Here is a 23,375-nt window from a genome sequence, read left to right on the forward strand (position 1 = left end):
GATGGACCGTCTCAAGCTGAAGGCTGTGCTCGGCAGTCACCCCCATGTCCAGGCGGTGAAGAGCGGCGAGCTCCGCTCCGAGCTGTTCGACCTCGATTTCATCGAGTACACGCCGACCAACACGGCTTTCAAGCCGATGGTACGCGAGCAGGCATTTGACGTCTGCGAGATGGCGATCGTCACCTATCTGATGGCGAAAGCGCACGGCAAGCCGCTGGTGCTGCTGCCCGCGACCATGATGGGCCGCTTCCAGCATTCCTATGCGCTGTACAATCCCGCGCGTGGGATGCTGGGGCCATCCGATCTCGAAGGCAAGCGCGTCGGCATCCGCTCGTTCACGACGACGACGGGCGCCTGGATCAGGGGCATCCTCGCCAACGACTGTGGCGTCAATCTCGACAGGATCCGCTGGGTGACCTTCGAGGATCCGCATGTCGCCGAATATGTCGACACCACCGAGCGGGCGCCGAAGGACAAGAAGGCTCTGGAGATGCTGCTTGACGGCGGGGTCGACGCCGTTCTCGGCGAGACGTCGAACGACCCAAAGCTGAAGCCGCTATTTCCCGATCCGGCTGCTGAGGCCGCGAAATGGTTTGCCCGCCGCGGCGTGGTGCCGGTCAATCATCTCGTGGTCGTGACCGAGAGCCTCGCGAGATCGCGCCCCGACGTGGTTGCGGGCATCTATGATCTGCTCAAGCAGAACAAGGAGCAGGCGGGGCCCGCTGCGACGCCCGACTTCGTTCCGTTCGGGATCGAGGCGAACAGAAAGCCGTTGGAGCTGATCGTCGACTACGCATTCCAGCAGGGGCTGATTCCGCGCCGCTATGCAGTCGAGGAGCTCTTCGACGCGACGACACGAGGGTTGAACTGATGTCGGATCCGAGGCGATGGCAGATCGGGCTGGTTGGCTACGGCGAGGTCGGCAGGATTCTTGCTGAGGATTTGCGCCAACAGGACATCAGGGTCGCCGCCTATGACATCAAGCTCGGAGACGAGCAGGGCGCATCGCTGAAAGAGCACGCGACGAAATTCGGCGTGGCGCTCGCTGCCTCTCACACCGAGCTGACGGCGAAATCCGATTTCATCATCTCCGCCGTCACCGCGAGCCAGGCGGTGCCAGTGGCAAAAGCCTGCGCGGGTGCGATCAACCAGGGCACCTGGTTCCTCGATTTCAACTCGGCCTCGCCGGGCGCCAAGCAGCGTGCGGCGGCGCTGATCGATGGCGCCGCGGGCCGCTATGTCGAGGGTGCCGTGATGACCTCGGTGCCGCCTTATCGGATCAAGGTGCCGCTGCTGCTGGGCGGTCCCGGCGCGAAGGAGCTCGAGCCGCTGCTGAATACAATCGGCTTTGCGGCGAAGGTCGCGAGCGACAAGCTCGGTGTATCTTCAGCCGTGAAGATGTGCCGCAGTATCATGATCAAGGGCCTCGAGGCCATGGTCATCGAGAGCTTCACCACCGCGCGGGCCTATGGCGTCGAGGACGCGGTGCTGGCTTCGCTGACGGAAACCTTTCCCGCGATCGATTGGGAAAAGCAGGGCGCTTATTTCTTCCAGCGCGCGATCGAGCACGGCCGCCGCCGTGCCGAAGAGGTGCGCGAGGTCGCAGAGACCGTGCGCGAGGCGGGGCTGACGCCGTGGTCGGCGCAGGGTACGGCCGAGCGTCAGGCCTGGGTGGCCGATCTCGCCGACGAGGGCCTGTTCGGCACGAAGGGAACGAAGGAATTTGCGCGTAGCGCGGATTGGCGCACCGAGGCGGATCGCATTCTAGCGAAGATCAAGCGTTAGAGCCGAACGCACCCGCTTAGCTCGGGATACTGCCGCAGTCGCGATAGCCCGAGATCTCGTCGCGGGCGGCCTCGATCAAGTCGATGAGGCGCGTGGCTTCGCCGACGACGTCCTTGGTGCGCTCGGTCCTGAATTCGGTCAGGATCATGCGAATGCACTTGTCGGCGGTGTCGAGCGTCCGCAGCGCGCGAGCCGTGTCGTCCTGCGTTTGGATCGCCGAGATGTCGAGGCCCGACAGGACCTCACCAATGCCATTAAGCCGCTTGACGGCGGTTTCGGCGGGCGTGCTGGCCCGAAGGGACTGGTAATCAATGCTGCTGAATGCGCTGAACATATCCAAACTTCAGTAAACGCAGATGGTCAGTGCAAGGTCTTAGTAAGACGACCGGACCCTTCCCGCAACGCGTGGGGGCTACGGACCGGGATTCTACCGGACTCAGCCACCGCCCAGATCGGCGGTAAAATCGGATGGAAACGATCGGGGGATTAGCTGCGTTTTCCGACTATTTTACCGTTCGACGCAACAAGCTTGCCCTCCTTGTACACGGAGCGACCCTGCGGCACCGCCACCACAGCCTCGGGAACATGTTCCGCATTCAGCGTGACGAAATCGGCTTTGGCGCCGACGCGCAGGCCGTAGCCGTCGAGCCGCAGCGCTTTCGCGCCGGCTTCGGTGACAACATCGAATGCGATACGCAATTCCTCGTCGATGTTGAAGCCCGAGCGATAGCCGAGCGTCGTCGCCCGGCGCAGCATGTCGCCGTCGCCATAGGGCCACCAGGAATCGCGAATGTTGTCGTTGCCGCTGAACACGGTTACGCCGGCGCTACGCAGCGCCAGGATAGGCGGGAAGGCGCGGGCGCCGGGTGCATTCGTCATGATCGCGACGCCGGAGCGGGCGAGGGTGTCGGCGACTGTCTTGAGCTGATCTGCGGAAATATCGCCGAGCCCGTAAGCGTGGCTGATGGCGACCTGACCTTCCATGCCGAGCGCACGCGTGCGCGCTGCGATCTGCTCGATCTCGAATGCGCCCAGCGTGCCCATATCGTGCAGGTGAATGTCGACGTCGATGCCGTGCTTGTTGGCGACGCCAAACACCACATCCAGATGCTTCTCGACATCGCGATCGAAGCTCGCGGGATCGAGCCCACCGACGAGGTTCGCGCCGAGGCCGATGGCTTCGTCGAGCAATTGCGGCGTGCCCAGGCTTGCCAAAATGCCGCTCTGGGGAAAGGCGACGAGCTGGATGTCGATCAGGCCGCGATAGTCCTCGCGCACGCGCAAGATCGTCTCCAGCGACTTCAGGCCGACCGAGCCGTCGACCATCACGTGGCTGCGCATCTGCGTGCTGCCGTGGGCGATGCAGAGGTCGAGCTGGTTGCGCGCCCGCACGTCCATCGGCGCAGCCTCGGCCATGTTCTCGGCCTGGAAGGCCACGCGCTCATGCACGTTGAATCCATCAGTGCATGGCTTGTGCGGACGCCAGGCGTCGCCATAGAAGCTGGTGTCGAGATGGATGTGGCCTTCGACGAAGCCGGGAACGACGAGGGCGTTGCCGAGGTCGATCGTCTCGGCACCGCCGGTGGGCGTGTCAGCCGGCATGATCGCGGCGATACGCCCGTCCTTGACCGCGATGTGATGGCGAGCCCCGCCGTCGAAGCGGGCGTTCAGGAAGATCTTGTCGAAGGCCATCCGGTTGCTCCGTTGCTCGATTTGTCGTTGCGCGAGCGGTTCAGTCTTGCGGCTTAAGCAGTGTCGCTCGCTTCCGCTCAAAAGTCTGCCGCCCGCTCTTGAACCCCATCAAGATCTCCGGCAGCTCGGCGATGGCGAAGCGGCTGTCCTGCGTGTCGAGCACGACGAGATCGGCGGGCTTGCCCATCGCGATCCCGTAGTCTGTGAGGTTCATCAACCGCGCCGGCAGTTCGGTGACGAGATCGAGGCAGATGTCGAAGTCGCCGACGGCGGCGTGGGCGACATTGGCGTAAAAGTTCGCCATTCGCAGCAGCGAGGCATCGCCGAACGGCGTGAAGGGATTGAGCACGTTGTTGGTCGCGACCGAGCAGATGATGCCGTCGCCGGCGAGCTTGTGCGCAAGCGTCAGTCCGCGCGGTGCGTTGTGGGTGGCCTCGCGTCCCATCAGGTAGAGATCGGTCGCGGGTAGCACGGTGACGGCGACGCCGGCCTTCGCCAATTGCGCGATGGCCGCCTTCAGCCGTTCCGGCGGCAAGGCCGAGAGTTTTGTGGCATGTCCGATCGCGACGCGACCGCCGTAGTTGCGCTGTTCGGTCTGCCGGCAGACCTCGTCGAGATGCGACCAGGAGGGATCGAGATCGAAGTCGAGATGGAGATCAACGTCGAGGTCGAATTGCTGGGCGAGGTCGAAGATGCGCGCGAGATGCGCGTTTGGGTCGGTGTCCGTATAGGGGCAGCCGCCGATCGCCTCGGCGCCGTCGCGCAAGGCCCGGACCAGCAGCTCCTCGGCCCCGGGATCGTTGGTCAGACCCTCCTGCGGAAAGACGCAGAGCGCAAGATCGATCGCCCAGGCATAATCGCGCTTGAGGGCCTTGACCGCCTCGAAGCTGCGCAAGCCGATGCGCGGGTCAACCTCGACATGGGTGCGCATCCGCGTCGTGCCGTGGACGATGGCGCGCTCGAGCACTTTTGCGCCGCGGGCATAGACGTCGTCGACGCCGAAATCTCGCTTCATCGCCGAGACGGCACGGATGGCATCACCGAGCGTCCCGTGGATGTGCCCGCAACGCTCGAGCAGGCAGGCCTTGTCGAGATGGATGTGGGTGTCGACGAAGCCGGGCAGAGCCAGCCGTCCGCCGAGATCGACCTCCGCCGCCTCGCAGGCCAGTTTTGGTTCGATCGCGGCGATTCGTCCGCCCTTCACGCCGATATCGACGGGCGTAGGGGATGATCGCAACAGGGCGTTGCGGAAGATCAGATCGAGGGCGGTCTGGACATTCATCAGGGGAATCTTGCTGGAGAACTTATAGCGGTCGGCGAGCTGCGGTGGGCAGCAATGTAGCGGGGGACATGACGAAAATATATGCGTTCCCGGACCCCCCGGCGCACATCGAGAGCTGTGATGGCTGATCGACGCAGGCCGGTCTGGCGGAAGGCCCGCGCCTGGGCTATCAACCGTTCGATTGGCATGGATGCGCAACCCGCAGCGGCCGGTCGCGACTAAGAGGCGAAATAGCCATGCGGGCAGATGAGCCGTTCCTGGTCCGCCACGCGGACCTTATTTTCGCTTTGAAGACGTTTGCCGCGTCGATGCTGGCGCTGGTCATTGCGCTCGCCATGGATCTGCCGCGGCCGTATTGGGCGATGGCGACCGTCTACATCACCTCGCAGCCGCTCGCAGGCGCGACCAGCTCAAAGGCCTTCTTCCGCGTGATGGGCACGCTGGTGGGCGCGACCATGACGGTGGTGCTGGTACCGAACCTCATCAACGCGCCCGAACTGTTGTGCCTCGCCATCGCGCTCTGGGTCGGGCTGTGCCTGTATCTCTCGCTGCTCGACGGCACGCCGCGCAGCTACGTCTTCATGCTGGCGGGGTATACCGTCGCGCTGATCGGCTTTCCCTCGGTGTCCGAGCCCGGCGCGATTTTCGACACCGCGGTGGCAAGGCTCGAGGAAATCTCGCTCGGCATCATCTGCGCCAGCCTGGTCTCGACCATCGTGTTTCCCCGCAGCGTCGCGCCAGCGGTCGCCGGCCGTGTCGACAGCTGGCTCCTGGATGCGCGCCGCCTCAGTCAGGTCGTGCTGCTGCGTGAGGGCACCGGCGAAACCCGCCGCGGCAAGCGCCTCAAGCTCGCGACCGATATCGTCGAAATCGACACCCTCTCCGCCCACCTCGCCTATGACCGGCTGACCGATCGCAACGCGGTGACCGGCCTCGGCGAAATCCGGCTGCGCATGCTGATGCTGCTGCCTGTGATCGCTTCACTGGAGGATCGGCTGGCTGCGTTGGGGGAGGAGGCTCTGCGCCGGCAGCCGGAGCTGAAGCGATTGCTGGAGGATATCGCGCAATGGATCGTCAGCGACGTGAGCGCGCGGCAACCGGCCGAGCGGATCCGCGCTATGATCGCGGAGCGGCAGGCGGTGCTCGACGACAGCGCGTCCTGGGAGCGGATCATTATCACGAGCCTGCTGTCACGACTGCGCGACCTCGTCGATCTCTCCCGCGACTGCCGCGAGCTGACCAAGGCGATCGCCGGGAACCGGAACGTCTCGACCCTCGATCTGGCCTTCCATTCCGAAGCCGGCGCCGCGCCCGTGCGCCACCGGGATCGCGGGCTCGCGCTGTGGTCGGCGGCCGGTGCGGCCGTGGCGATCCTGATCTGCTGCGCGTTCTGGATCGGAACGGGTTGGCCCGATGGCGCCTCGGCGCCAATGATGGCGGCGGTGGCCTGCTCGTTCTTCGCAGCCCAGGACGAGCCGGCGCGCTTCATCCGCAGCTTCGGCCTGTGGTCGCTGGTCGCCATCGTGGTCGTTGCGATCTATCTGTTCGCGCTGGTGCCCGCGATCTCCCATATCGAGGTGCTGGTCGTCGCGCTGGCGCCGACCTTCCTGCTCTATGGCTTCCTGATCGCGCGGCCGGCAACGGCGGGCACCGGCATGGCGCTCGCGGCCAACACCGCGACGCTGCTTGCGCTGCAATCGACCTATATCGCGGATTTCGCCTCCTACGCCAATTCCGCCGTCGCGTTCTTCGTCGGCGTCCTGATCGCCGAGCTGGTGACGCGGATTGCGCGCGGGGTGGGCGCGGAGTGGATCGCCAATCGCCTGGTGCTGTCGAGCTGGATCACGATCGCGGTCGCCGCCGAACGGCGTGGCAAACGTGATCGCGCGGAGTTCGCGGGCCTCATGCTGCACCGGCTCGGGCTTCTGGTGCAGCGCATCGCCTTCCTGTCGGAGAGCGACCGGCGCGACGCTGACAGTCTCGTGCAGCTCCGCATCGGCATCAATATCATCGATCTGCGCCGTGCGCGCTACGGGCTTGCGGCATCGACCATCACCGTTATCGACGACATGCTCGACCAGCTCGCCATTGCCTGCCGCAGCTATGCGGGCGGGGGAATGCCGCGCGAGCTCCTGACCAGTGTCGATTTGGCTTTGGCCCAGGCGGTGAAGGATCCCAATGACAGCGCGCGCGAAGATGCGCTGATCGGCCTTGTCGGTATCAGGCGCGGCCTGTTCCCGGACGCACCGGCCTATCGGCCGCGCGCGGATGCGAGTGTGGCGGCATGAGATATGTGATCGACATCTACGGCGTGCTCGTGCCGGCGCTCTTGCTCTGGATCATCGTCGCCTATGTGCTGAGCGCGCTTCTGCGCCGGCTGATGCAGCGCTTCGACCTCTACCGGCTGGTCTGGCACCGCGCACTGTTCGATTTCGCGATTTTCGTCTGCCTTCTCGGCGGCGTCGTCTATCTCTCGGAGTATCTCTCATGAAGGGGAATTTCGCCTGGATTGCCCGGCTCGCGGTCACCGTCTTCGTGGTCGTGGCGGCGCTCGGCGTGGGCCGCGAACTGTGGGTCTATTATATGGAGTCGCCGTGGACGCGTGACGGCCGTGTGCGGGCCGACGTCGTGCAGGTCGCACCCGACGTTTCAGGTTTCGTCACCGAGGTTCTGGTCAAGGACAACCAGAAGGTCCATCGTGGCGACGTGTTGTTCAAGATCGACCGCGAACGGTTCGCGCTCGCGCTGCGGCAGGCCGATGCGTCGGTCGCCGGGCATCAGGCCACGCTGGATCAGGCCAATGCCGATCTGAAGCGCTACAGCACGCTGACAACCGATGCCGTCTCGCAACAGAAGCAGGAGCAGGTGCTTGCGACCCAGCTGCAGGCCAAGGCGGCCTTCGATGCGGCGGTTGCCGACCGCGCGGTCGCCCAGCTCAATCTCGATCGCAGCGAGGTCCGGGCTTCCGTCAACGGCGTGATTACCAACATGGATCTGCGGCCCGGCGCTTACGTCACGGCCGGCAAGGGCGTGATGGCGCTGGTCGACAGCGACACGCTGCATGTGGAGGGCTATTTCGAAGAGACAAAGCTCGCGCGCATCCGCACCGGCGACAGAGCGCAGGTCCGCCTGATGGGTGAGAAGGTCACACTATCAGGCCATGTCGAGAGCATCGCCGCCGGCATCGAGGACCGCGACCGTGCCGAAGGTGCAAGCCTGCTCGCCAACGTCAACCCGACCTTCAGCTGGGTGCGGCTCGCCCAGCGGGTGCCCGTGCGCATCAGGCTCGATCCAGTGCCCGACGGGCTGTCGCTGGTCGCCGGGCGATCAGCGACGGTGGAAGTGTTGAACTAAGCGCATGCTCCCCCTAAAGGTGTCGGGCTAGTCGATCTCGAGATATTCCGGGCCGGCCAGTTCAGGGAACGGCGCTGCCGGCAGGGTCTGGTACCAGAACGCCACGGACGCGATGTCGTCCTGCAGCGGGAGATATTTTGCCTCCTTGAAGCCCGTACGCCAGCCCAGCGCCTGGATGGTGACGCGAAGGTCGCTTTGGAAGCGAACGGGATCGGGGATGTGCCAGCGGTACATGCCGAAGCGCTGCTGCGATTTGTAGACGCCGTCGGGGCGGATCACCTGCGGCAGGCCGGCATAGGGCGTGGTGAATTCCTGATAGCGCGATTGCTGTACGAGGCCGCGGCCGGAATGCGCCACGTAGGGATCGAAATTATACGCGCCGCAGAAATAATCCTCGGTGCCCGTTCCGCAGATGGTAGGGAATTCGCCGTCGCCGTCGATGAAGAACTTGATCTCGCCTTCGCCCCACCAGCCGTTGTTGTTGACGCCCCAGGCCATGTAGGTGCCGACATACTGGCCGCGCCCGCTGACGCCATCGAGGATGGTGTAGACGTCCTTGTAGGGCAGCGGATTGGTGCGGCGGAATTGCGCATGGAAATAAGCGCAGTCCTCGGGCACGTCGGTCAGCGCAAAGTTGATCTGGTAGTAGACCGTCAGCGCTTCCTCGCTGCGGTTCTCCATCGTGAAGCGCGCGCGCTTGCGGAACGGCATTTCCCAGTAGCAGTTGAACCCACGCCCGGGATTGACGCAGACGGCGAGCGACGACACCTGCGCAAACTCCTCCCATCCGCAGGCGAAGAAATCGCCGGCCGGGCATTCGACGCTCGGCTGCTCCTGACCATCCCAGTAGACCCGCAGGATCGAATGACGCAGACGTCCGCGCGCCAACGTCATCCAGATCTGCTGGATCGCGCCCTGGCCTTCGATGTTTGCGAGCGTGAATGTCGCGCCGGGCTCAATCACGACATAGGGCGAGACCTTCCAGCCTTGCCCGAGATCGCGGGCCTGCGACGCCGCAGGCCCGTCGACGGACATGCCGCCCTTGCCCTTCTCACCGGTGAAGTTCTCGGGGCTGATCGAACGCGTCTGCGCATTCGATAGGCGGGACAGATTGCCGAGATGCAGGCCCAATCCGGAAAACGCCATAATATCCTCGATGAGGGGTTCGCGATGCCACGGATATATCGCCCCCGAATCTACCAAAAGATGAAGATGATCGCGCAATGAGAGGGGCCAAACCTACCCGACACGGTACGCCCTGAACTTCTCGCGTAGCGCCGATTTGAGCACCTTGCCGGTGCCGGTCATCGGGAATTCATCGAGGAACTCGACCGCATCCGGCATCCACCAGCTCGCGATCTTGGGACGCATGTGGTCGAGCAGGGTCTTGCCGTCGACGGTCGCGCCCTTCTTGCGGACGACCAGGAGCAGGGGGCGCTCCTGCCATTTTTCGTGTGCAATGGCGACCACGGCGGCCTGCAGCACGTCGGGATGGGACAGGGCGATGTCCTCGAGCTGGATCGAGGAGATCCATTCGCCGCCCGACTTGATCACGTCCTTGGAGCGATCGGTGAGCGTCACATGGCCGTGTTGGTCGATCACGGCCATGTCGCCGGTGATCAGCCAGCCGTCGCGATCGAGGCCTTCGTCGAGCTTCATGTAGCCGGAGGCGACCCAGGGGCCGCGGGCGCGCAGATGGCCGACAGTCTTGCCGTCACGAGGCAGCTCGCTGCCGCCGTCGTCGACGATACGCAAGGTCGTGCCGAAACAGGCGCGGCCCGAGACCTGGCGGCGATCGAATTTTTCCGCTTCGCTGAGATGCTCCGAGCCCGGCCTCAATCCCGGCATCGAGCAGCCCAGCGCTTCCGTCATGCCCCAGGCCTGAATGTAATCGACGTGGTAGTCGCGCTTGAGTTTCTCGACCATGGCGCGGGGCGGCGCCGAGCCCGATGACAGCGTCGCGCGCAGGGTCGTGAATGTGTTGCCGGTGCGGCCGAGCCAGTCGAGCAGGATCAGCCAGAAGCTCGGCACGCCCGCCGACAGCGTCACCTTCTCGCCCTCCAGCAGCTCATAGAGCTTGTCGGGCTCGTAATTGCGGCCGGGCAGCACCAGCTTCGAGCCGGTATAGGGCGCGGTGAACGGCATGTTCCAGCCGTTGCCGTGAAACAGCGGCGCCATCGGCATCATCACCTCGCGCACGCCTTCGAGATGCCCGGGAATGAAGTCGAAGTTGCAGCACGTCATGGTCTGGAGGACCGCGGCGCGGTGCGAATAGATGACGCCTTTGGGATTCCCCGTCGTGCCCGACGTGTAGCAGATGGTGGAGGCGGATTTCTCGTCGAACTCTGGCCAGGCGAAACCGGCGTCGCTCTCCTTGTCCAGGAGTTCCTCATAGCAATGCATGTTCGCAAGATTCGTCTCCGGCATGCGTTCGCGCGAGGACATGATCACGTAGGCTTCAACCGTCTTCAGCTGCGGTGCGATCGCCTCGACGATCGGCAGCGTGGCGCGGTCGACGAAGAGGATGCGGTCTTCGGCGTGGTTGATGATGTAGACCAGCTGTTCGGGGAACAGTCGCGGATTGACGGTGTGCAGCACATAGCCCATGCCGGGCGCCGCGTAGAACATCTCGAAATGACGATGCGTATTCCAGGCCAGTGTCCCGACACGATCGCCTTGCCTCATGCCGAGCCGCTCGAGCGCCAGTGCCATGCGCTTGATGCGCGGATGCGCCTGCGCATAGGTGTAGCGATGGATGTCGCCTTCGATCTCGCGCGCGACGATCTCCGCCTCGCCGTGATAATCGGCAGCATACTGGATCAGGCCACTGATCAGCAGCGGCATGTCCATCATCAATCCCTGCATTGTCCCCTCCGAAAGCCATGTCGTTTCTAAAATCATGACGTTTCTAGAATCATGACGCTTCTAAAAGCATGTCGTTGCATGACGCATTCGCGCTTGCGTTCAAGGGTAGCGGAACGCCACGCGGCGTACAGGCGAAAAATGGCGGATGTGATTGCACGCGTCACTTTTTCAGGGCTAACTGGTGGGCACTGCAGGCCGAAGCTGCGCCCGCCGTGGAGGAGATCGATGTCAGCGGAAAGACACAAGACCGGCGCAGCCGGCACACCTACCATCGACATTCAGGCCCTGCGTGCGCGCTATCGTGACGAGCGCGACCTGCGTCTTCGCTCCGAAGGCAAGGCGCAGTATGTCGAGATGGCCGCAGGCTTTGCCCGCTATCTCGACGATCCCTGGGCCGATGCCGGATTTGCCCGCGAGCCCGTCAGCGAAGAAACCGAGGTCGTCATCGTCGGCGGCGGCTTCGGCGGCTTGCTGTGTGGTGCGCGTCTGCGCGCGGCCGGCATCACTGATTTCCGCATCGTGGAAAAGGCCGCCGATTTCGGTGGCACCTGGTACTGGAATCGCTATCCCGGCGCGGCCTGCGACACCGAGAGCTACATCTATCTGCCGCTGCTGGAAGAGACCGGCTACATGCCGGTGCGCAAATATGCGCGTGCGCCGGAGATCTACGAACACTCGCGCCGCATCGGCCGTCACTTCGGCCTCTACGAACGCGCGCTGTTCCAGACCGTCATCTCACGCATGGCGTGGCAGGAGCGCGAGGGACGCTGGCTGGTCGAGACCGATCGCGGCGATCGCATCCGCGCACGCTTTGTGATCCTGGCCGGAGGTCCGTTGAGCCGGCCGAAGCTGCCGGGCATTCCCGGCATCGAAAGCTTCAAAGGCCACAGCTTCCATACCAGCCGGTGGGACTATTCCTACACTGGCGGCAGCGCCGAGGGAGGTCTCGACGGTCTTGCCGACAAGCGCGTCGGCATCATCGGCACCGGTGCGACCGCCGTCCAATGCGTGCCGCATCTCGGCCGCTCGGCGAAAGAGCTCTACGTCTTCCAGCGCACGCCATCGGCGATCGGCGTGCGCGACGACCGGCCGACGGATCATGCCTGGGCGGAAAGCTTGAAGCCCGGCTGGCAGCGCGATCGGATGGACAATTTCACCGCTGTGATTTCGGGTGAGCCGTTCGAGCAGGATCTGGTGCAGGACGGCTGGACCGGCCTGCTCGGCGAGATCTTGCTGGCGCCGCGTCGTCAGCCGCATAAGGTCGCCTCGATGGAAGAAGCGCTGAAAGTGATCGAGCAGGCCGACTATCGCAAGATGGAGGAGATCCGGGCCCGCGTCGACGCCGTGGTCAAGGACGCGACCGCAGCGGCGCTCAAGCCCTGGTACAAGGCGTTCTGCAAGCGGCCGTGCTTTCACGACGAGTATCTCGACACGTTCAATCGTCCTAACGTGCATCTCGTCGATACCGGGGGCAGGGGCGTCGAGCGCATCACCGAAAATGCGGTCGTTGCCGACGGCAAGGCCTACGAGCTCGACTGTCTGATCTATGCCAGCGGCTTTGAGGTCGGCACCGACTATGCGCGCCGCATGGGTTTTGAGGTCTATGGCCGCGACGGCGTCAGCCTGTCCGAGCGCTGGCGCGATGGCGTCAAGACGATGCACGGCTTCTACAGCCGCGGCTTCCCGAACTGCTTCCTGATCGTGACGGTGCAGGCCGGCCAGAGCGCCAACTTTCCGCACATCATCGACGAGCAATCGCAGCACATCGCCTATGTCATCGATCAGGCGCGCAAGCGCGGCGCACGGACATTGGAGCCGGCGCTTGCGGCCGAGAATGCCTGGGTCGACGAAGTCGTGAAGGCTGCGGTCGGCCGCCAGACCTACCTCGCCGAATGCACGCCCGGCTACTACAACAACGAGGGCGTGTTCGATCCGATCGCGGCGCGCAACAGCCAGTATTGGCGCGGGCCGATGGCGTTCCTGCGGTTGCTCGCCAAATGGCGGAAGGAGGGCAGCCTGGATGGATTGGAATTGACCTATGGAGCGGACGCGGAGACCGACGGGCACGAAGCCATCATGGTGGATTTCCTGCTCGGGACCGATGGCGGCCGCTAAGCGTTTGATCCATGTCAAGCGCAATGCTTGCATTGATTGCATCAGTCGGGGCTTGAGCACGCGCCGCTGACGTAGGATCATGCCCGCGCGCGAGCCGGTCGCGCAAAATCGAGAGCAAAATCGAGAGAAGGGAACGCGGAATGACCAAGGGCAGGACCGTTGCGACGGCGATGATCGGCGCGGCCGCGCTGCTGCTGTCCCTGATCTCCGCTGCCTACGCCGCGCAATGCGGCAACGGGCCCGGCGGTTTCGAGGCCTGGAAGCGCGAGTTCAGCGCGGAGGCGCAGGGTAAGGGCATCGGCCAGACTGCGATCTCGGCGCTGATGCAGACCAATTATGCCAGCGCAACCATTGGCGCCGATCGCAGCCAGCACAGCTTTTCGCTGTCGCTCGAACAGTTTCTGGCCAAGCGCGGCGCCACCACCATCGTGGCACGCGGCCGGTCGCTAAAGCAGTCGCAGGCGGCGATGTTCGCCTCGATCGAGCAGCGCTACGGCGTGCCTCCGGGGCCGTTGATCGCGATCTGGGGCATGGAGACCGGGTTCGGCAGCCAGCGCGGCAACCAGAACATGCTCTCGTCGATAGCGACACTCGCCTATGACTGCCGCCGTCCCGAATTCTTCACCGACCAGCTCTATGCCGCGTTGAAGCTGATCGACCGTGGCATGCTGTCGGGGTCAACCCGCGGCTCCATGCATGGCGAGGTCGGCCAGACCCAGTTCATGCCCAAGAACATCCTGGCCTATGGTACCGGCAATCTCGACGTTGCTGCCAACGCGCTGGGCTCGACTGCGAACTTCCTCAAAGCCAATGGCTGGCGTGCGGGAGCCGGTTACCAGCCAGGCGAGCCGAATTTCGCCGCGATCCAGGCGTGGAATGCGGCAGGGGTCTACCAGAAGGCCATCGCGCTGATGGGCCGGCAGATCGACGGGGGCGGCGGCGCGGCGGCGGCGCGCTGAGGCGCTCCGCAAGGCGTGACCTGCTTGTCAGAGAAAGTTGTTGCTTTCGGGAACCGACGGCACGAGGTTTGCTTAGATTAAGTTCAGGGCTGGGCATGAGGAGAACTCAACATGGCTACCCAGATCGTGATGGACCAGACCGGCGATAGACGCCACGAGTTTGATCCTGAAAATGCCGAAGCGTTGGCGCGGGCCGAACAACGCTTTCGGGAGCTGACCGGCGCGGGCTTTACCGCCGCGTACCGGACCGGGCCCGGCGAAGTCACGCGTATCAAATCGTTCGACCCGACCGCGCAGGAAACACTGTTCTATCCCCGCCTGGTCGGCGGTTGATCTGAACGGCCCATGGTCGCGGTCCTCAGGCTTCGCGCGCCCGCGCGAGCGCGTCTGCACGCGCTCCGCGAGCTCTACCGGCGCTTCTTCGGCGAGAACACGCCCGAGGCGCGCGGTCGCCGGCTTTTGTCCGAATGGCTGTCCGAAGAGCAGCGCGCACAATTCGAGCAGCACCGGCATTTCGACGTCATCGGTTGCGACAGCGGCAAGCGCTATCGCATTCACTACGGCACCGCCGCCAACGTCCACGAGGTCGACAATGCGGGAAATGCAACGATGGGGTGGTGCTTCGTCCCGTCAGGCTTCCTCGTGCCGGGCGACGTGATGCTGGCGCAGAAGATCGCGCTCGAGACGGACGAGAAGGGGGCCTTGGCACTCGCCAACCGGTTTCCACCGGCAACGCATTCCGAGCACTTCTACCGGCGGCCGTTCTAGCGGGCGGGCGCCGGGACCGCTGGTCAGAGGTGCGTGGTGCGATAGGCATCCAGCGCATGCGCCGCGAAGACGCCGATGCTGCAAAGGGCGAGGAGTGCTGAGATCAGCTCGATCATAGCTCGTCCTCCCCAAGCGGCTGGGCGACGAGGTGCTGGCAGCAGGCATATTCGTAAATCAGGTCGAGGAAGAATTGCATGACGCACGTCCCTGTATGATTTTGACAACCAGTTAACCGGCTATCTGTTTCAGGCGTGTTTCGTCGATTTGGGAAAGGGGTTTCGCGGGGAACCGCGGGCTGGTCTATGAGCGGTCAAAAACGCTATATTCCACTGCCGATCCATCCCTTGGTCGTGTGTCTCGCGCGCGTCGCATCACATTTCGAGGCAAAATCATGACACAGGTCGCCTGGTTCGACGATCTCACCGTCGGCATGCGTTTCAAATCTCCCGAGGTCGAGGTCACCGAGGCCGACATCAAGCGCTTTGCCGCCGAGTTTGATCCGCAGCCGATGCATCTCGACCACGAGGCCGCCAAGGCGACCTTGTTCAACGGGCTGGCTGCGTCGGGATGGCACACGGCGGCGATCGCCATGAACCTCGCGATCCAGACCCGTCCCTTCGGTCCGCACCCGCTGATTGGCGCCGGCGTCGACGGGCTGCGCTGGACCATTCCGGTGCGGCCGAATGACCGCCTGCATCTGGTCGGCGAGGTCATGAGCCTGACGCCTTCGAAGTCGAAGCCGCAGGGCATTGCGCTGGTGAAATGGACGATGTTCAACCAGAACGGCGAGGAGGTTTATACCTTCACCCCGATCGCGATCGTGCCGCGGCGCGCCTAGCTAGGGCGGGTCGCCTTTCACCATTGGCTGGACCGGGCCAGCCCTTGCGGCCTGCCGGGAGAGGTGGTCAGCTTGCTCCGGGGAAAACGCTGGAGGCTGACATGAAGCCAATCCTTCTTGCCGCTGTGCTGCTGGCCGGCGCCTTGAGTGCCGGGCCTGCGGTGGCGCAACAATCCAAAGTCGGTGACTGGACCATCGAAAAGCGCAGCCAGGACACCCATTGCAACGCCAGCCGCGGCTACAAGGACAAGGACGACGAGAACCGCGACTATGTCATCGTCATCACCTATTCCGACAAGGCCATCGTGATCGTGATGATCTACGACGGCTGGGAGTGGGACAAGCTCGGCGAGATCCTGAAGGCCGACGTCGGTACCGATGATGCCGACATCATGTCGAAGGCGAAGTGGGAGGTCATGGACAAGACCACCGTGCGCGGCATCTTCGAGTTCGATCAGTCCATCATGGACCGCCTGTCGAAAGCCAAGCGTCTCACGCTCGATTTCGAGGACGATGACGACGACAGCATCGAGATGCAGATTCCGCGCGCCGGCGAGGCGCTCGCCGCGCTGAAATTCTGCGAGGAGAACCGGAAATAAAGTGCCGGGCGCCTGAGGCGCAGCAGGGCGCCGGCGAGCTAAAGGCCAACGTCCATGCTGGCGTGATCACGTTCCAACGCACCATACTCCGATCGGATGATGAGGGTCTGCTCCTGTTGTGGTATCGTGCCCGACATTGTTCATCCAAAGCTATTCAACGCCATGCACAGACCGCGGAAACTGCCCGATCTGGTCGAGTCCATTTACGATGCCGGTCTCGATCCCTCGCTGTGGAACGACGTCGTCGTGGGCATCCGCGATTTCGTCGGTGGGCAGGCCTGCGGGCTGTTTTCCAAAGATTCGATCAGCAAGTTCGGCGTCACGCATTATTATTGCGGGGCCGATCCGCACTACATCCAGCTCTATTCGGAGACCCATTCCAAGTTCGACCCGTTGACGATCCTGCCGCCACACGGCCAGATCGTAAGCATCCCCGATCTCGTCAATTTCGACGAATATCGCCGCGGGCGCTTCTACCAGGAATGGATGCGGCCGCAGGGTTCTCACGATGCCGCCAATGTCGTGCTCGAGAAGTCGAACGCGAACTGCCCGGTGATGATGACGGTGCTGTCGGGCCGGCGCATGGTCGACGCCGGGATGAAGCACCGGATGTCGCTGATCGTGCCGCACGCCAGCCGCGCGCTGCTCGTCAACCGCGCCATCAGCGCGAAGCTGACGCTGGCCACAGCGCTCGCGGATGTCCTGGACAATCTGTCATCGGGTATCTTCCTGCTCGATTCCAGCTGCCACGTAGTCCACGCCAATGCGAGCGGCTACGCGCTGCTCGAGGCTGACGACGTGGTCCGCATCGTTGCCGGCCAGCTCGTGACCAGCGGCACCGAGGCCAATCAGACGCTGCGCGAGGCTTTTGCGGCCCGCGGCGATGCTGCCTCGCTTCTCGCAGGCGGGCACGCGATTCCGCTGCTTTCGCACAAGGGCGAACGCTACGTTGCGCATATCCTGCCGCTGTCGTCGGTGCTGCGGAACGGCAGCGAGCGGTCGTCCGATGCCGTCGGCGCGCTGCTGCTGTGCAAGGTCACGCTGGGCGGGCAGTCCTACGGCGAGCTGATTGCGCGGACCTTCGATCTGACGCCGGCGGAACTGCGGGTGTTCCTGTCGATCGTCGAGGTCGGCGGCGTTCCGGAGACCTCCATCGCGCTCGGCATCGCGGAGACGACGGTGAAGACACATCTGCATCGCGTGTTCGCCAAGACGGGCACCGCGCGCCAGGCGGATCTCGTCAAGCTTGCGGCCGGATTCTCCAATCCACTCGTCAACTAGCTGGTCAATTGGCGCGAAACCGTTGAACCTATCGGTGTCTCGGCCGACTCCATAGAAAAGCCAGAGGGCATCAACGTCTTAAATCCTCGCGCCGGACTATTGACCTTTCAATGCAGCTGACCGCAAAACACTCCGAGCTGATCGAGAGCATCTACGACGCCGGACTCAATCCTGAGTTGTGGTCCGATGTTGTCGTCATGCTCAACGGATTCTTCGGCAGCCGAGCCTGCGGCCTGATTTCAAAAGACAAGATCAGCAAGTCCGGATCGACGCACTATTATTGCGGGGTCGATCCGCACTTCATCCAGCTCTATGCCGACGAATATTCGCAGCATGACCCGCTCACCAGGCTGCCGCGCTACGGCGAGGTCCGCAACATCCCGGATCTCGTGAATTTCGACAAATATCGCCGCGGGCGCTTCTATCAGGAATGGCTGCGTCCTCAGGGATGTGCCGACGTCGCGAATGTGGTGCTGGAACAGGCGATCTCGCCGTGCCCGATGCTGATGACGGTGATCCCGGGCAGGGAGATGCTGGACGCGAAGATGCGTGCGCGCATGCAGCTCGTCGTTCCCCATGCAAGCCGCGCCTTGATGATCAACCGGACAATCGAGCGGAAGCAGCAGAAGGCAATCGCGCTTGCCGATGTCGTCGATCGATTGAGTGCCGGCGTGATCCTGCTCGATGCCGCCTGCAATATCGTCCACAGCAATCCGGCCGCCGACCTCATCCTGGACGAGGACGACGTCTTGCGGTCCGTCAACGGCCGCCTGCTGGCGAGATCGCCCGACGCGAATGCAGCACTACGCAACGTCTTTCGTGACGAAGCGGAGGTGGTCGCAGCGGCGGCAGCGGACCGTAACATTTTGCTGACATCAAGCGGTGGGTCGCATCACGTCGCCCATGTGATCGCGCTGCCCTCGCTGCTGCGGGAGGGGAGCACAGGGCGCGCCTGTGGCGCCATCGGCGCCCTGTTCGTCTGGAAGGCGAAGCTCGACGCGCGCTCTTGCGCCGGGCTGATCGACCGCACGTTCGAGCTCACGCCTGCGGAACTCAGGGTTCTACAGTCGATCGTCGACGTCGGCGGCGTGCCGCAGACGGCCGGCGCGCTCGGGATCGCAGAGACGACGGTGAAGACGCATCTGCATCGCGTGTTCGCCAAGACCGGTACGAGCCGCCAGGCCGACCTCGTCAAGCTCGCGGCAGGTTTCTCCAACCCGCTGGTGCACTGACGCTCGTCAGCGCTGAATAAAGCATCAGCGCCGCGCCTGCAATTTCATCATCAGAATGTTATCGCGCGTCATTCGTTTGGGTGACGCGATTTGCTGCGTTCTCTCCTACGAGAGATCACACGACTTGTTGTTCGCCGCGTTGGATTCCTGTGTGAAGCCGCTCACAGCGGCTGGAAGTGAATTCCATCAATTTCGCTTTCAGGTTGAGAGGAGATCGTCATGCGAACAACGGCACGGAGCCTGGTTTGGAAGTTCCACGACGTTTTCGATCGCATGATCGCAACGCTGCATCAGCAGCGTGCGATCGAGGCGCGGCGCGTATTGCAGCGCTATCGCCACCTGCTGGAAACGCAGCACGAAACATCGCGTTTGAATGAAGCCAATTTTTTCTGCAGTGAAGAGGAATTTTCAGAAAATGCCCATCAATCTGATGCGCGCGAGCGCGGAGCCAGCCACCCCAGTCTCGCGCGCGCGTAACGGCAACGTTGTCGCGATAGCGCTCACCGCCGCGCTCGTCACCCTTCAGCTGGCCGGCCTCATCATGCTGGAACGATCGCACGCGCATGCCATGCGGGTGTCGTTTCCTCGCGAGCCTGTAAGTTGTGCAGAAGGCGCCGCCGCACCGGTGACGCAGATTCCCTATGATTGATTGGAGGGCAGACTGTGCCTGACATCACGACACTGCTGCTCCTCAGCGCCGCCGTGTTCGCCGGAGCCTTCGTCTCGGGGCTCTCGGGCTTCGCATTCTCCGCCGTCGCGGGCGCGATCCTGCTGCGGGTGTTTCAGCCGCTGGAGGCCGTACCGTTGATGATGGCGTGCAGTATCGGCGTGCAGGCGACCAATTTGTGGGCGCTTCGGCGCAGCATCCGCTGGGAGGGAAGCCTGTTCCTGATCATCGGCGGGTTGATCGGCGTTCCCATTGCGGTCTCGCTGTTGCAGTCGACCGACACGCATCTGCTTCGGCGCGGCTTTGGTGTCGTCGTAGCACTCTATGCCGCCTATATGCTGCTGCGGCCGACGCTGGTGACGGCGAGTGAAGCCGTCGGCCGTCACTGGGTTGCGCTGATCGGATTCGGAGGCGGGCTGGTCGGGGGCCTCACGGCGATGCCAGGCGCGATTCCGACGATCTGGTGCGACATGCGCGGCATGCCCAAGAGCGAGCAGCGCGGCCTCGTGCAGCCGTTCATCGCCGCGATGCAGCTGTTTGCGATCATCCTGCTGGTCGGACACCAGGACCTGTCGTCAAAGGTTTTCGTCGATCTCGCGGTCAGCCTGCCGGCGCTGTTCGCGGGATCCGCGCTCGGTGTGATCGCGTTTCACCGGGTCAACGAGACGGTCTTTCGCAAGACCGTGCTCGTTCTGTTGCTGATATCGGGGATTTCCCTGATCTAGTGGCCAGCCTCATGGCCAAGACCCTGGACAGGTGCCACAGTGGAGCCGCTGCCGTGATGCACCAGCGGCTTCATGCCGGTGACAGTCCGCAGCAGCACATAGAACACCGGGGTCAGGAACAGGCCGAACACGGTGACGCCGATCATGCCCGAGAACACCGCGACGCCCATGGCGCGCCGCATCTCCGAGCCGGCGCCGGTCGAGAGCACCAGCGGCAGCACGCCCATGATGAAGGCCATTGACGTCATCAGGATCGGACGTAACCGCAGCCGGCTCGCCTCGATCGCGGCCCGGATGGGCGTGCGACCGGCGAACTCGAGCTCGCGCGCGAATTCGACGATCAGGATCGCGTTTTTGGCGGAGAGGCCGACGAGCACGATCAAGCCGATCTGGGTGAAGACGTTGTTGTCGCCCTTGGAGATCCAGACGCCGAACATCGCAGCGAGCAGACCCATCGGCACGATCATGATGATCGAGAGCGGCAGGGTCAGGCTCTCATAGAGCGCCGCCAGCACCAGGAACACCAGCAGGATCGCCAGCGGAAACACCCAGAGGCCGGAATTGCCGGCGATGAACTCCTGATAGGTCAGGTCGGTCCACTCGAAGGCAAAGCCGGGCGGCAGCGTCTCCGCCGCGATCCGCGTCGCTGCTTCCTGTGCCTGGCCGGACGAGAAGCCGGGCGCTGCGGCCGCGTTGATGTCGGAGGACAGGAAGCCGTTATAGCGGATCGCGCGTTCCGGCCCCGCGCTCTGGCGGATCGTGAGCAGCGCCGACAACGGCACCATGTCGCCCGAGGACGAACGCACCTTCAGCTGCCTGATGTCGTCGGCGCGGGCGCGGAACGGCGCATCGGCCTGGACATAGACGGAGTAGGTGCGGCCAAACTTGTTGAAGTCGTTGACGTAGTAGGAGCCCAGATAAATCTCGAGCGTGTTGAACACTTCCGTGACGGGGACGCCAAGCTGGAGCGCCTTGGTGCGGTCGATGTCGGCGAACAGCTGGGGCACGTTGACCTGGAAGCTCGAGAACACACCGGCGATCTCCGGCGCTTTCTGCATCGCCGCCATGAATGCCTTGGTCGCCTCGTTCAGCGCTTCATAGCCGAGGCCGGCACGGTCCTCAATCTGGAGCTTGAAGCCGCCGATGGTGCCGAGGCCGTTAACCGGCGGCGGCGGGAACATGGCGATGAAGGCTTCCTGGATGCCCGAGTATTTCTTGTTGAGATCGGCCGCGATGGCATTGCCGCTCAATGCCGGGCCCTTGCGCTCGTCAAAAGGCTTTAGCGTCGAGAACACGATGCCGGCGTTGGACGAGTTGGTGAAGCCGGCGATCGACAGGCCCGGAAAGGCGACTGAACTCTCGACACCGGGCTGGGTCAGCGCGATGTCGCTCATCTTGCGGATCACCTCTTCGGTGCGATCGAGCGCTGCACCGTCAGGCAGCCGCGAGAAGCCGACCAGATATTGCTTGTCCTGGCCCGGCACGAAGCCACTCGGCACCTGCTGGAACAGCAAGGCGGTTGCGCCGACCAGGACCACATAGAGCCCCATCACTGCGGCCTTGCCTGAGATCACCTTGGTGACGGTGCCGCTATAGTTCTCCGAGGAGCGCGTAAACGCCTTGTTGAAGCCGCGAAAGAACCAGCCGAGCGCTTTTTCGAGAATGATCGTCAGGCGGTCCTTCGGCTCGTTGTGGCCCTTGAGCAGCAGGGCGGAGAGGGCCGGCGACAGTGTCAGCGAGTTGACGGCCGAGATCACCGTCGAAATCGCGATCGTCAGCGCAAACTGCTTGTAGAACTGCCCGGTGAGGCCGGAGATGAAGGCCAGCGGCACGAACACGGCGATCAGCACCATCGCGATCGCGATGATCGGGCCGGAGACCTCACGCATCGCTTGATAGGTGGCATCGCGCGGCGACAGCCCGCCCTCGATGTTGCGCTCGACGTTCTCGACCACGACGATGGCGTCGTCCACGACGATGCCGATCGCGAGCACCAGCCCGAACAAGCTGAGCGCATTGATGGAGAAGCCGAACACGTGCATCACCGCGAAGGTGCCGACGATCGATACTGGCACGGCCAGCAGCGGAATGATCGAGGCGCGCCAGGTCTGCAGGAACAGGATCACGACCAGCACCACCAGCGCGATCGCTTCCAGCAGCGTGTGGATCACGGCCTCGATCGAGGAACGCACGAATTGCGTCGGATCGTAGACGATCTGGTAGGACACGCCTTCGGGCATGTTCTTCTTGATCTCGGCCATGGTGGCGCGGACGTGGTCGGAAATCTCCAGCGCATTGGAGCCCGGCGCCTGGAAGATCGGGATCGCGACCGCCTGCTTGTTGTCGAGCAGCGAGCGTAAGCCGTACTCGGACGCGCCGAGCTCGATGCGGGCAACGTCACGCAAGCGCACGACTTCGCCGCGCGAGCCGGTCTTGACCACGATGTCGCCGAACTGCTCCTCGTTCGCAAGGCGGCCTTCCGCATTGACGGACATTTGCAGGTCGATGCCCCTGACGTTGGGCGAGGAGCCGACCACGCCGGCGGCAGCCTCGACGTTCTGCGCCTGGATTGCCTTGACGATGTCGCTTGCGGTCAGCCCATGCTCGGCGGCTTTTTGCGGATCGACCCAGACCCGCATCGAATAGTCGCCGGCGCCGTAGAGCTGGACGTCACCGACACCGTCGATGCGCGCCAGCCGGTCCTTGACGTTGAGCACCGCGTAGTTACGCAAATACGTCATGTCGTAGCGGCTATTCGGCGACAACAGATGCACGACCATGGTGAGGTCGGGCGACGACTTCTTGGTGATGATGCCGAGTTGACGCACCACGGCCGGCAGGCGCGGCTCGGCCTGCTGCACGCGGTTCTGCACCAGCTGCGTCGCCTTGTCGGGATCGGTGCCGAGCCGGAACGTCACCGTCAGCGTCATGGCGCCGTCGGTCGTCGCCTGGCTCGACATGTACAGCATGCCTTCGACGCCGTTGATCTGCTCCTCGATCGGCGTGGCCACGGTTTCCGCGATCACCTTTGGATTGGCGCCGGGATAGGTCGCGCGCACCAGCACTGATGGCGGCACTACGTCGGGATATTCCGAGATCGGCATCGCGAACAGCGAGATCAGGCCTGCGAGGAAGATCAGGACCGAAAGAACGCCTGCAAAAATCGGACGATCAATGAAGAACTTCGAGAGATTCATGGTTTTGCCCCTGGGC

The 23,375-nt window shown here is 63.6% G+C and carries 21 protein-coding genes; 15 read left to right on the top strand and 6 right to left on the bottom strand.

Annotated elements, in window-relative coordinates:
- The first annotated feature begins 1 nt into the window (after position 1).
- Positions 2–871, top strand: a complete 870-nt coding sequence (locus ABIC09_RS17560; RefSeq protein ID WP_354110027.1) for a substrate-binding domain-containing protein — start codon at positions 2–4, stop codon at positions 869–871.
- Positions 868–1,785 (top strand): DUF1932 domain-containing protein, encoded by a 918-nt coding sequence (locus tag ABIC09_RS17565; RefSeq protein WP_354110155.1) that lies wholly within the window; start codon positions 868–870, stop codon positions 1,783–1,785. The genes ABIC09_RS17560 and ABIC09_RS17565 overlap by 4 nt, the downstream gene beginning before the upstream one ends.
- A 16-nt stretch (positions 1,786–1,801) precedes the next feature.
- On the opposite strand, the gene ABIC09_RS17570 is transcribed toward ABIC09_RS17565, so the two are convergent.
- The 3 genes from ABIC09_RS17570 to ABIC09_RS17580 all read right to left on the bottom strand — a co-directional run bounded on the left by ABIC09_RS17570 (position 1,802) and on the right by ABIC09_RS17580 (position 4,759).
- A complete protein-coding gene (locus ABIC09_RS17570; RefSeq protein ID WP_148749378.1) occupies positions 1,802–2,119 on the bottom strand; it encodes a hypothetical protein in 318 nt (105 codons plus the stop codon).
- Between the two features lie 152 nt (positions 2,120–2,271).
- Positions 2,272–3,477: an amidohydrolase family protein gene (locus ABIC09_RS17575; RefSeq protein ID WP_354110028.1), complete on the bottom strand. Its 1,206-nt coding sequence runs from the start codon at positions 3,475–3,477 to the stop codon at positions 2,272–2,274.
- Between the two features lie 40 nt (positions 3,478–3,517).
- Entirely contained in the window at positions 3,518–4,759 is a 1,242-nt protein-coding gene (locus ABIC09_RS17580; RefSeq protein WP_354110029.1) for an amidohydrolase family protein, read from the bottom strand.
- Between the two features lie 236 nt (positions 4,760–4,995).
- On the opposite strand from ABIC09_RS17580, the gene ABIC09_RS17585 reads away from it, so the two are divergent.
- The 3 genes from ABIC09_RS17585 to ABIC09_RS17595 are packed head-to-tail and all read left to right on the top strand — an operon-like array spanning position 4,996 to position 8,113.
- Complete coding sequence (locus ABIC09_RS17585) at positions 4,996–7,047, top strand: FUSC family protein (RefSeq protein ID WP_354110030.1); 2,052 nt, start codon at positions 4,996–4,998, stop codon at positions 7,045–7,047.
- The gene (locus ABIC09_RS17590; RefSeq protein ID WP_148749382.1) at positions 7,044–7,250 is read left to right on the top strand and encodes a DUF1656 domain-containing protein; all 207 of its coding nucleotides are present in this window, start codon (positions 7,044–7,046) and stop codon (positions 7,248–7,250) included. Before ABIC09_RS17585 ends, ABIC09_RS17590 begins: the two co-directional genes overlap by 4 nt.
- Positions 7,247–8,113 (top strand): efflux RND transporter periplasmic adaptor subunit, encoded by an 867-nt coding sequence (locus tag ABIC09_RS17595; protein WP_354085334.1) that lies wholly within the window; start codon positions 7,247–7,249, stop codon positions 8,111–8,113. The genes ABIC09_RS17590 and ABIC09_RS17595 overlap by 4 nt, the downstream gene beginning before the upstream one ends.
- A gap of 27 nt (positions 8,114–8,140) precedes the next feature.
- Here the strand turns inward: ABIC09_RS17595 and ABIC09_RS17600 are convergent, their stop codons facing one another.
- Both ABIC09_RS17600 and ABIC09_RS17605 read right to left on the bottom strand, forming a co-directional pair.
- Entirely contained in the window at positions 8,141–9,259 is a 1,119-nt protein-coding gene (locus tag ABIC09_RS17600) for a glycoside hydrolase family 172 protein (protein WP_354110031.1), read from the bottom strand.
- 93 nt (positions 9,260–9,352) lie between these two features.
- Positions 9,353–10,978, bottom strand: a complete 1,626-nt coding sequence (locus ABIC09_RS17605) for a long-chain fatty acid--CoA ligase (protein WP_354085332.1) — start codon at positions 10,976–10,978, stop codon at positions 9,353–9,355.
- A 225-nt stretch (positions 10,979–11,203) separates the two neighbouring features.
- Here ABIC09_RS17605 and ABIC09_RS17610 point away from each other — a divergent pair, with 225 nt between their 5' ends.
- From ABIC09_RS17610 to ABIC09_RS17655, 10 genes are all read left to right on the top strand, one after another.
- Positions 11,204–13,093: a flavin-containing monooxygenase gene (locus tag ABIC09_RS17610; RefSeq protein ID WP_354110032.1), complete on the top strand. Its 1,890-nt coding sequence runs from the start codon at positions 11,204–11,206 to the stop codon at positions 13,091–13,093.
- Between the two features lie 140 nt (positions 13,094–13,233).
- Positions 13,234–14,052: a lytic murein transglycosylase gene (locus ABIC09_RS17615; RefSeq protein ID WP_354110033.1), complete on the top strand. Its 819-nt coding sequence runs from the start codon at positions 13,234–13,236 to the stop codon at positions 14,050–14,052.
- A 111-nt stretch (positions 14,053–14,163) separates the two neighbouring features.
- Positions 14,164–14,385: a hypothetical protein gene (locus ABIC09_RS17620; RefSeq protein WP_148749388.1), complete on the top strand. Its 222-nt coding sequence runs from the start codon at positions 14,164–14,166 to the stop codon at positions 14,383–14,385.
- A gap of 12 nt (positions 14,386–14,397) precedes the next feature.
- Complete coding sequence (locus ABIC09_RS17625) at positions 14,398–14,820, top strand: hypothetical protein (protein ID WP_354033948.1); 423 nt, start codon at positions 14,398–14,400, stop codon at positions 14,818–14,820.
- A gap of 391 nt (positions 14,821–15,211) precedes the next feature.
- Positions 15,212–15,658 (top strand): MaoC family dehydratase, encoded by a 447-nt coding sequence (locus tag ABIC09_RS17630; RefSeq protein WP_354110034.1) that lies wholly within the window; start codon positions 15,212–15,214, stop codon positions 15,656–15,658.
- A gap of 101 nt (positions 15,659–15,759) precedes the next feature.
- On the top strand, positions 15,760–16,257 hold the full coding sequence (locus ABIC09_RS17635; RefSeq protein ID WP_148749391.1) for a hypothetical protein: 498 nt from the start codon (positions 15,760–15,762) through the stop codon (positions 16,255–16,257).
- 162 nt (positions 16,258–16,419) lie between these two features.
- On the top strand, positions 16,420–17,538 hold the full coding sequence (locus tag ABIC09_RS17640; RefSeq protein ID WP_354110035.1) for a helix-turn-helix transcriptional regulator: 1,119 nt from the start codon (positions 16,420–16,422) through the stop codon (positions 17,536–17,538).
- A 110-nt stretch (positions 17,539–17,648) separates the two neighbouring features.
- Positions 17,649–18,770 carry a helix-turn-helix transcriptional regulator gene (locus ABIC09_RS17645; protein ID WP_354110036.1) on the top strand — a complete coding sequence of 374 codons (1,122 nt, stop codon included), beginning with the start codon at positions 17,649–17,651 and terminating at the stop codon, positions 18,768–18,770.
- Positions 18,771–18,989: 219 nt separating this feature from the next.
- The gene (locus tag ABIC09_RS17650; protein ID WP_354033951.1) at positions 18,990–19,247 is read left to right on the top strand and encodes a hypothetical protein; all 258 of its coding nucleotides are present in this window, start codon (positions 18,990–18,992) and stop codon (positions 19,245–19,247) included.
- A gap of 186 nt (positions 19,248–19,433) precedes the next feature.
- A complete protein-coding gene (locus ABIC09_RS17655) occupies positions 19,434–20,162 on the top strand; it encodes a sulfite exporter TauE/SafE family protein (protein ID WP_354033952.1) in 729 nt (242 codons plus the stop codon).
- On the opposite strand, the gene ABIC09_RS17660 is transcribed toward ABIC09_RS17655, so the two are convergent.
- Positions 20,159–23,359 (bottom strand): efflux RND transporter permease subunit, encoded by a 3,201-nt coding sequence (locus tag ABIC09_RS17660; protein ID WP_354110037.1) that lies wholly within the window; start codon positions 23,357–23,359, stop codon positions 20,159–20,161. The genes ABIC09_RS17655 and ABIC09_RS17660 overlap by 4 nt on opposite strands.
- Positions 23,360–23,375: the final 16 nt, after the last annotated feature.

Source organism: Bradyrhizobium sp. S3.12.5, assembly GCF_040548225.1.
GTDB classification, from domain to species: Bacteria; Pseudomonadota; Alphaproteobacteria; order Rhizobiales; family Xanthobacteraceae; genus Bradyrhizobium; species Bradyrhizobium cytisi.

Coding starts and splice junctions, on each gene's coding strand:
- ABIC09_RS17580 (WP_354110029.1), bottom strand. CDS start 4,759: ATGAATGTCCAGACCGCCCTCGATCTGATCTTCCGCAACGCCCTGTTG.
- ABIC09_RS17640 (WP_354110035.1), top strand. CDS start 16,420: ATGCACAGACCGCGGAAACTGCCCGATCTGGTCGAGTCCATTTACGAT.
- ABIC09_RS17595 (WP_354085334.1), top strand. CDS start 7,247: ATGAAGGGGAATTTCGCCTGGATTGCCCGGCTCGCGGTCACCGTCTTC.
- ABIC09_RS17650 (WP_354033951.1), top strand. CDS start 18,990: ATGCGAACAACGGCACGGAGCCTGGTTTGGAAGTTCCACGACGTTTTC.
- ABIC09_RS17620 (WP_148749388.1), top strand. CDS start 14,164: ATGGCTACCCAGATCGTGATGGACCAGACCGGCGATAGACGCCACGAG.
- ABIC09_RS17635 (WP_148749391.1), top strand. CDS start 15,760: ATGAAGCCAATCCTTCTTGCCGCTGTGCTGCTGGCCGGCGCCTTGAGT.
- ABIC09_RS17630 (WP_354110034.1), top strand. CDS start 15,212: ATGACACAGGTCGCCTGGTTCGACGATCTCACCGTCGGCATGCGTTTC.
- ABIC09_RS17610 (WP_354110032.1), top strand. CDS start 11,204: ATGTCAGCGGAAAGACACAAGACCGGCGCAGCCGGCACACCTACCATC.
- ABIC09_RS17615 (WP_354110033.1), top strand. CDS start 13,234: ATGACCAAGGGCAGGACCGTTGCGACGGCGATGATCGGCGCGGCCGCG.
- ABIC09_RS17575 (WP_354110028.1), bottom strand. CDS start 3,477: ATGGCCTTCGACAAGATCTTCCTGAACGCCCGCTTCGACGGCGGGGCT.
- ABIC09_RS17605 (WP_354085332.1), bottom strand. CDS start 10,978: ATGCAGGGATTGATGATGGACATGCCGCTGCTGATCAGTGGCCTGATC.
- ABIC09_RS17645 (WP_354110036.1), top strand. CDS start 17,649: ATGCAGCTGACCGCAAAACACTCCGAGCTGATCGAGAGCATCTACGAC.
- ABIC09_RS17570 (WP_148749378.1), bottom strand. CDS start 2,119: ATGTTCAGCGCATTCAGCAGCATTGATTACCAGTCCCTTCGGGCCAGC.
- ABIC09_RS17600 (WP_354110031.1), bottom strand. CDS start 9,259: ATGGCGTTTTCCGGATTGGGCCTGCATCTCGGCAATCTGTCCCGCCTA.
- ABIC09_RS17585 (WP_354110030.1), top strand. CDS start 4,996: ATGCGGGCAGATGAGCCGTTCCTGGTCCGCCACGCGGACCTTATTTTC.
- ABIC09_RS17660 (WP_354110037.1), bottom strand. CDS start 23,359: ATGAATCTCTCGAAGTTCTTCATTGATCGTCCGATTTTTGCAGGCGTT.
- ABIC09_RS17560 (WP_354110027.1), top strand. CDS start 2: ATGGACCGTCTCAAGCTGAAGGCTGTGCTCGGCAGTCACCCCCATGTC.
- ABIC09_RS17625 (WP_354033948.1), top strand. CDS start 14,398: ATGGTCGCGGTCCTCAGGCTTCGCGCGCCCGCGCGAGCGCGTCTGCAC.
- ABIC09_RS17590 (WP_148749382.1), top strand. CDS start 7,044: ATGAGATATGTGATCGACATCTACGGCGTGCTCGTGCCGGCGCTCTTG.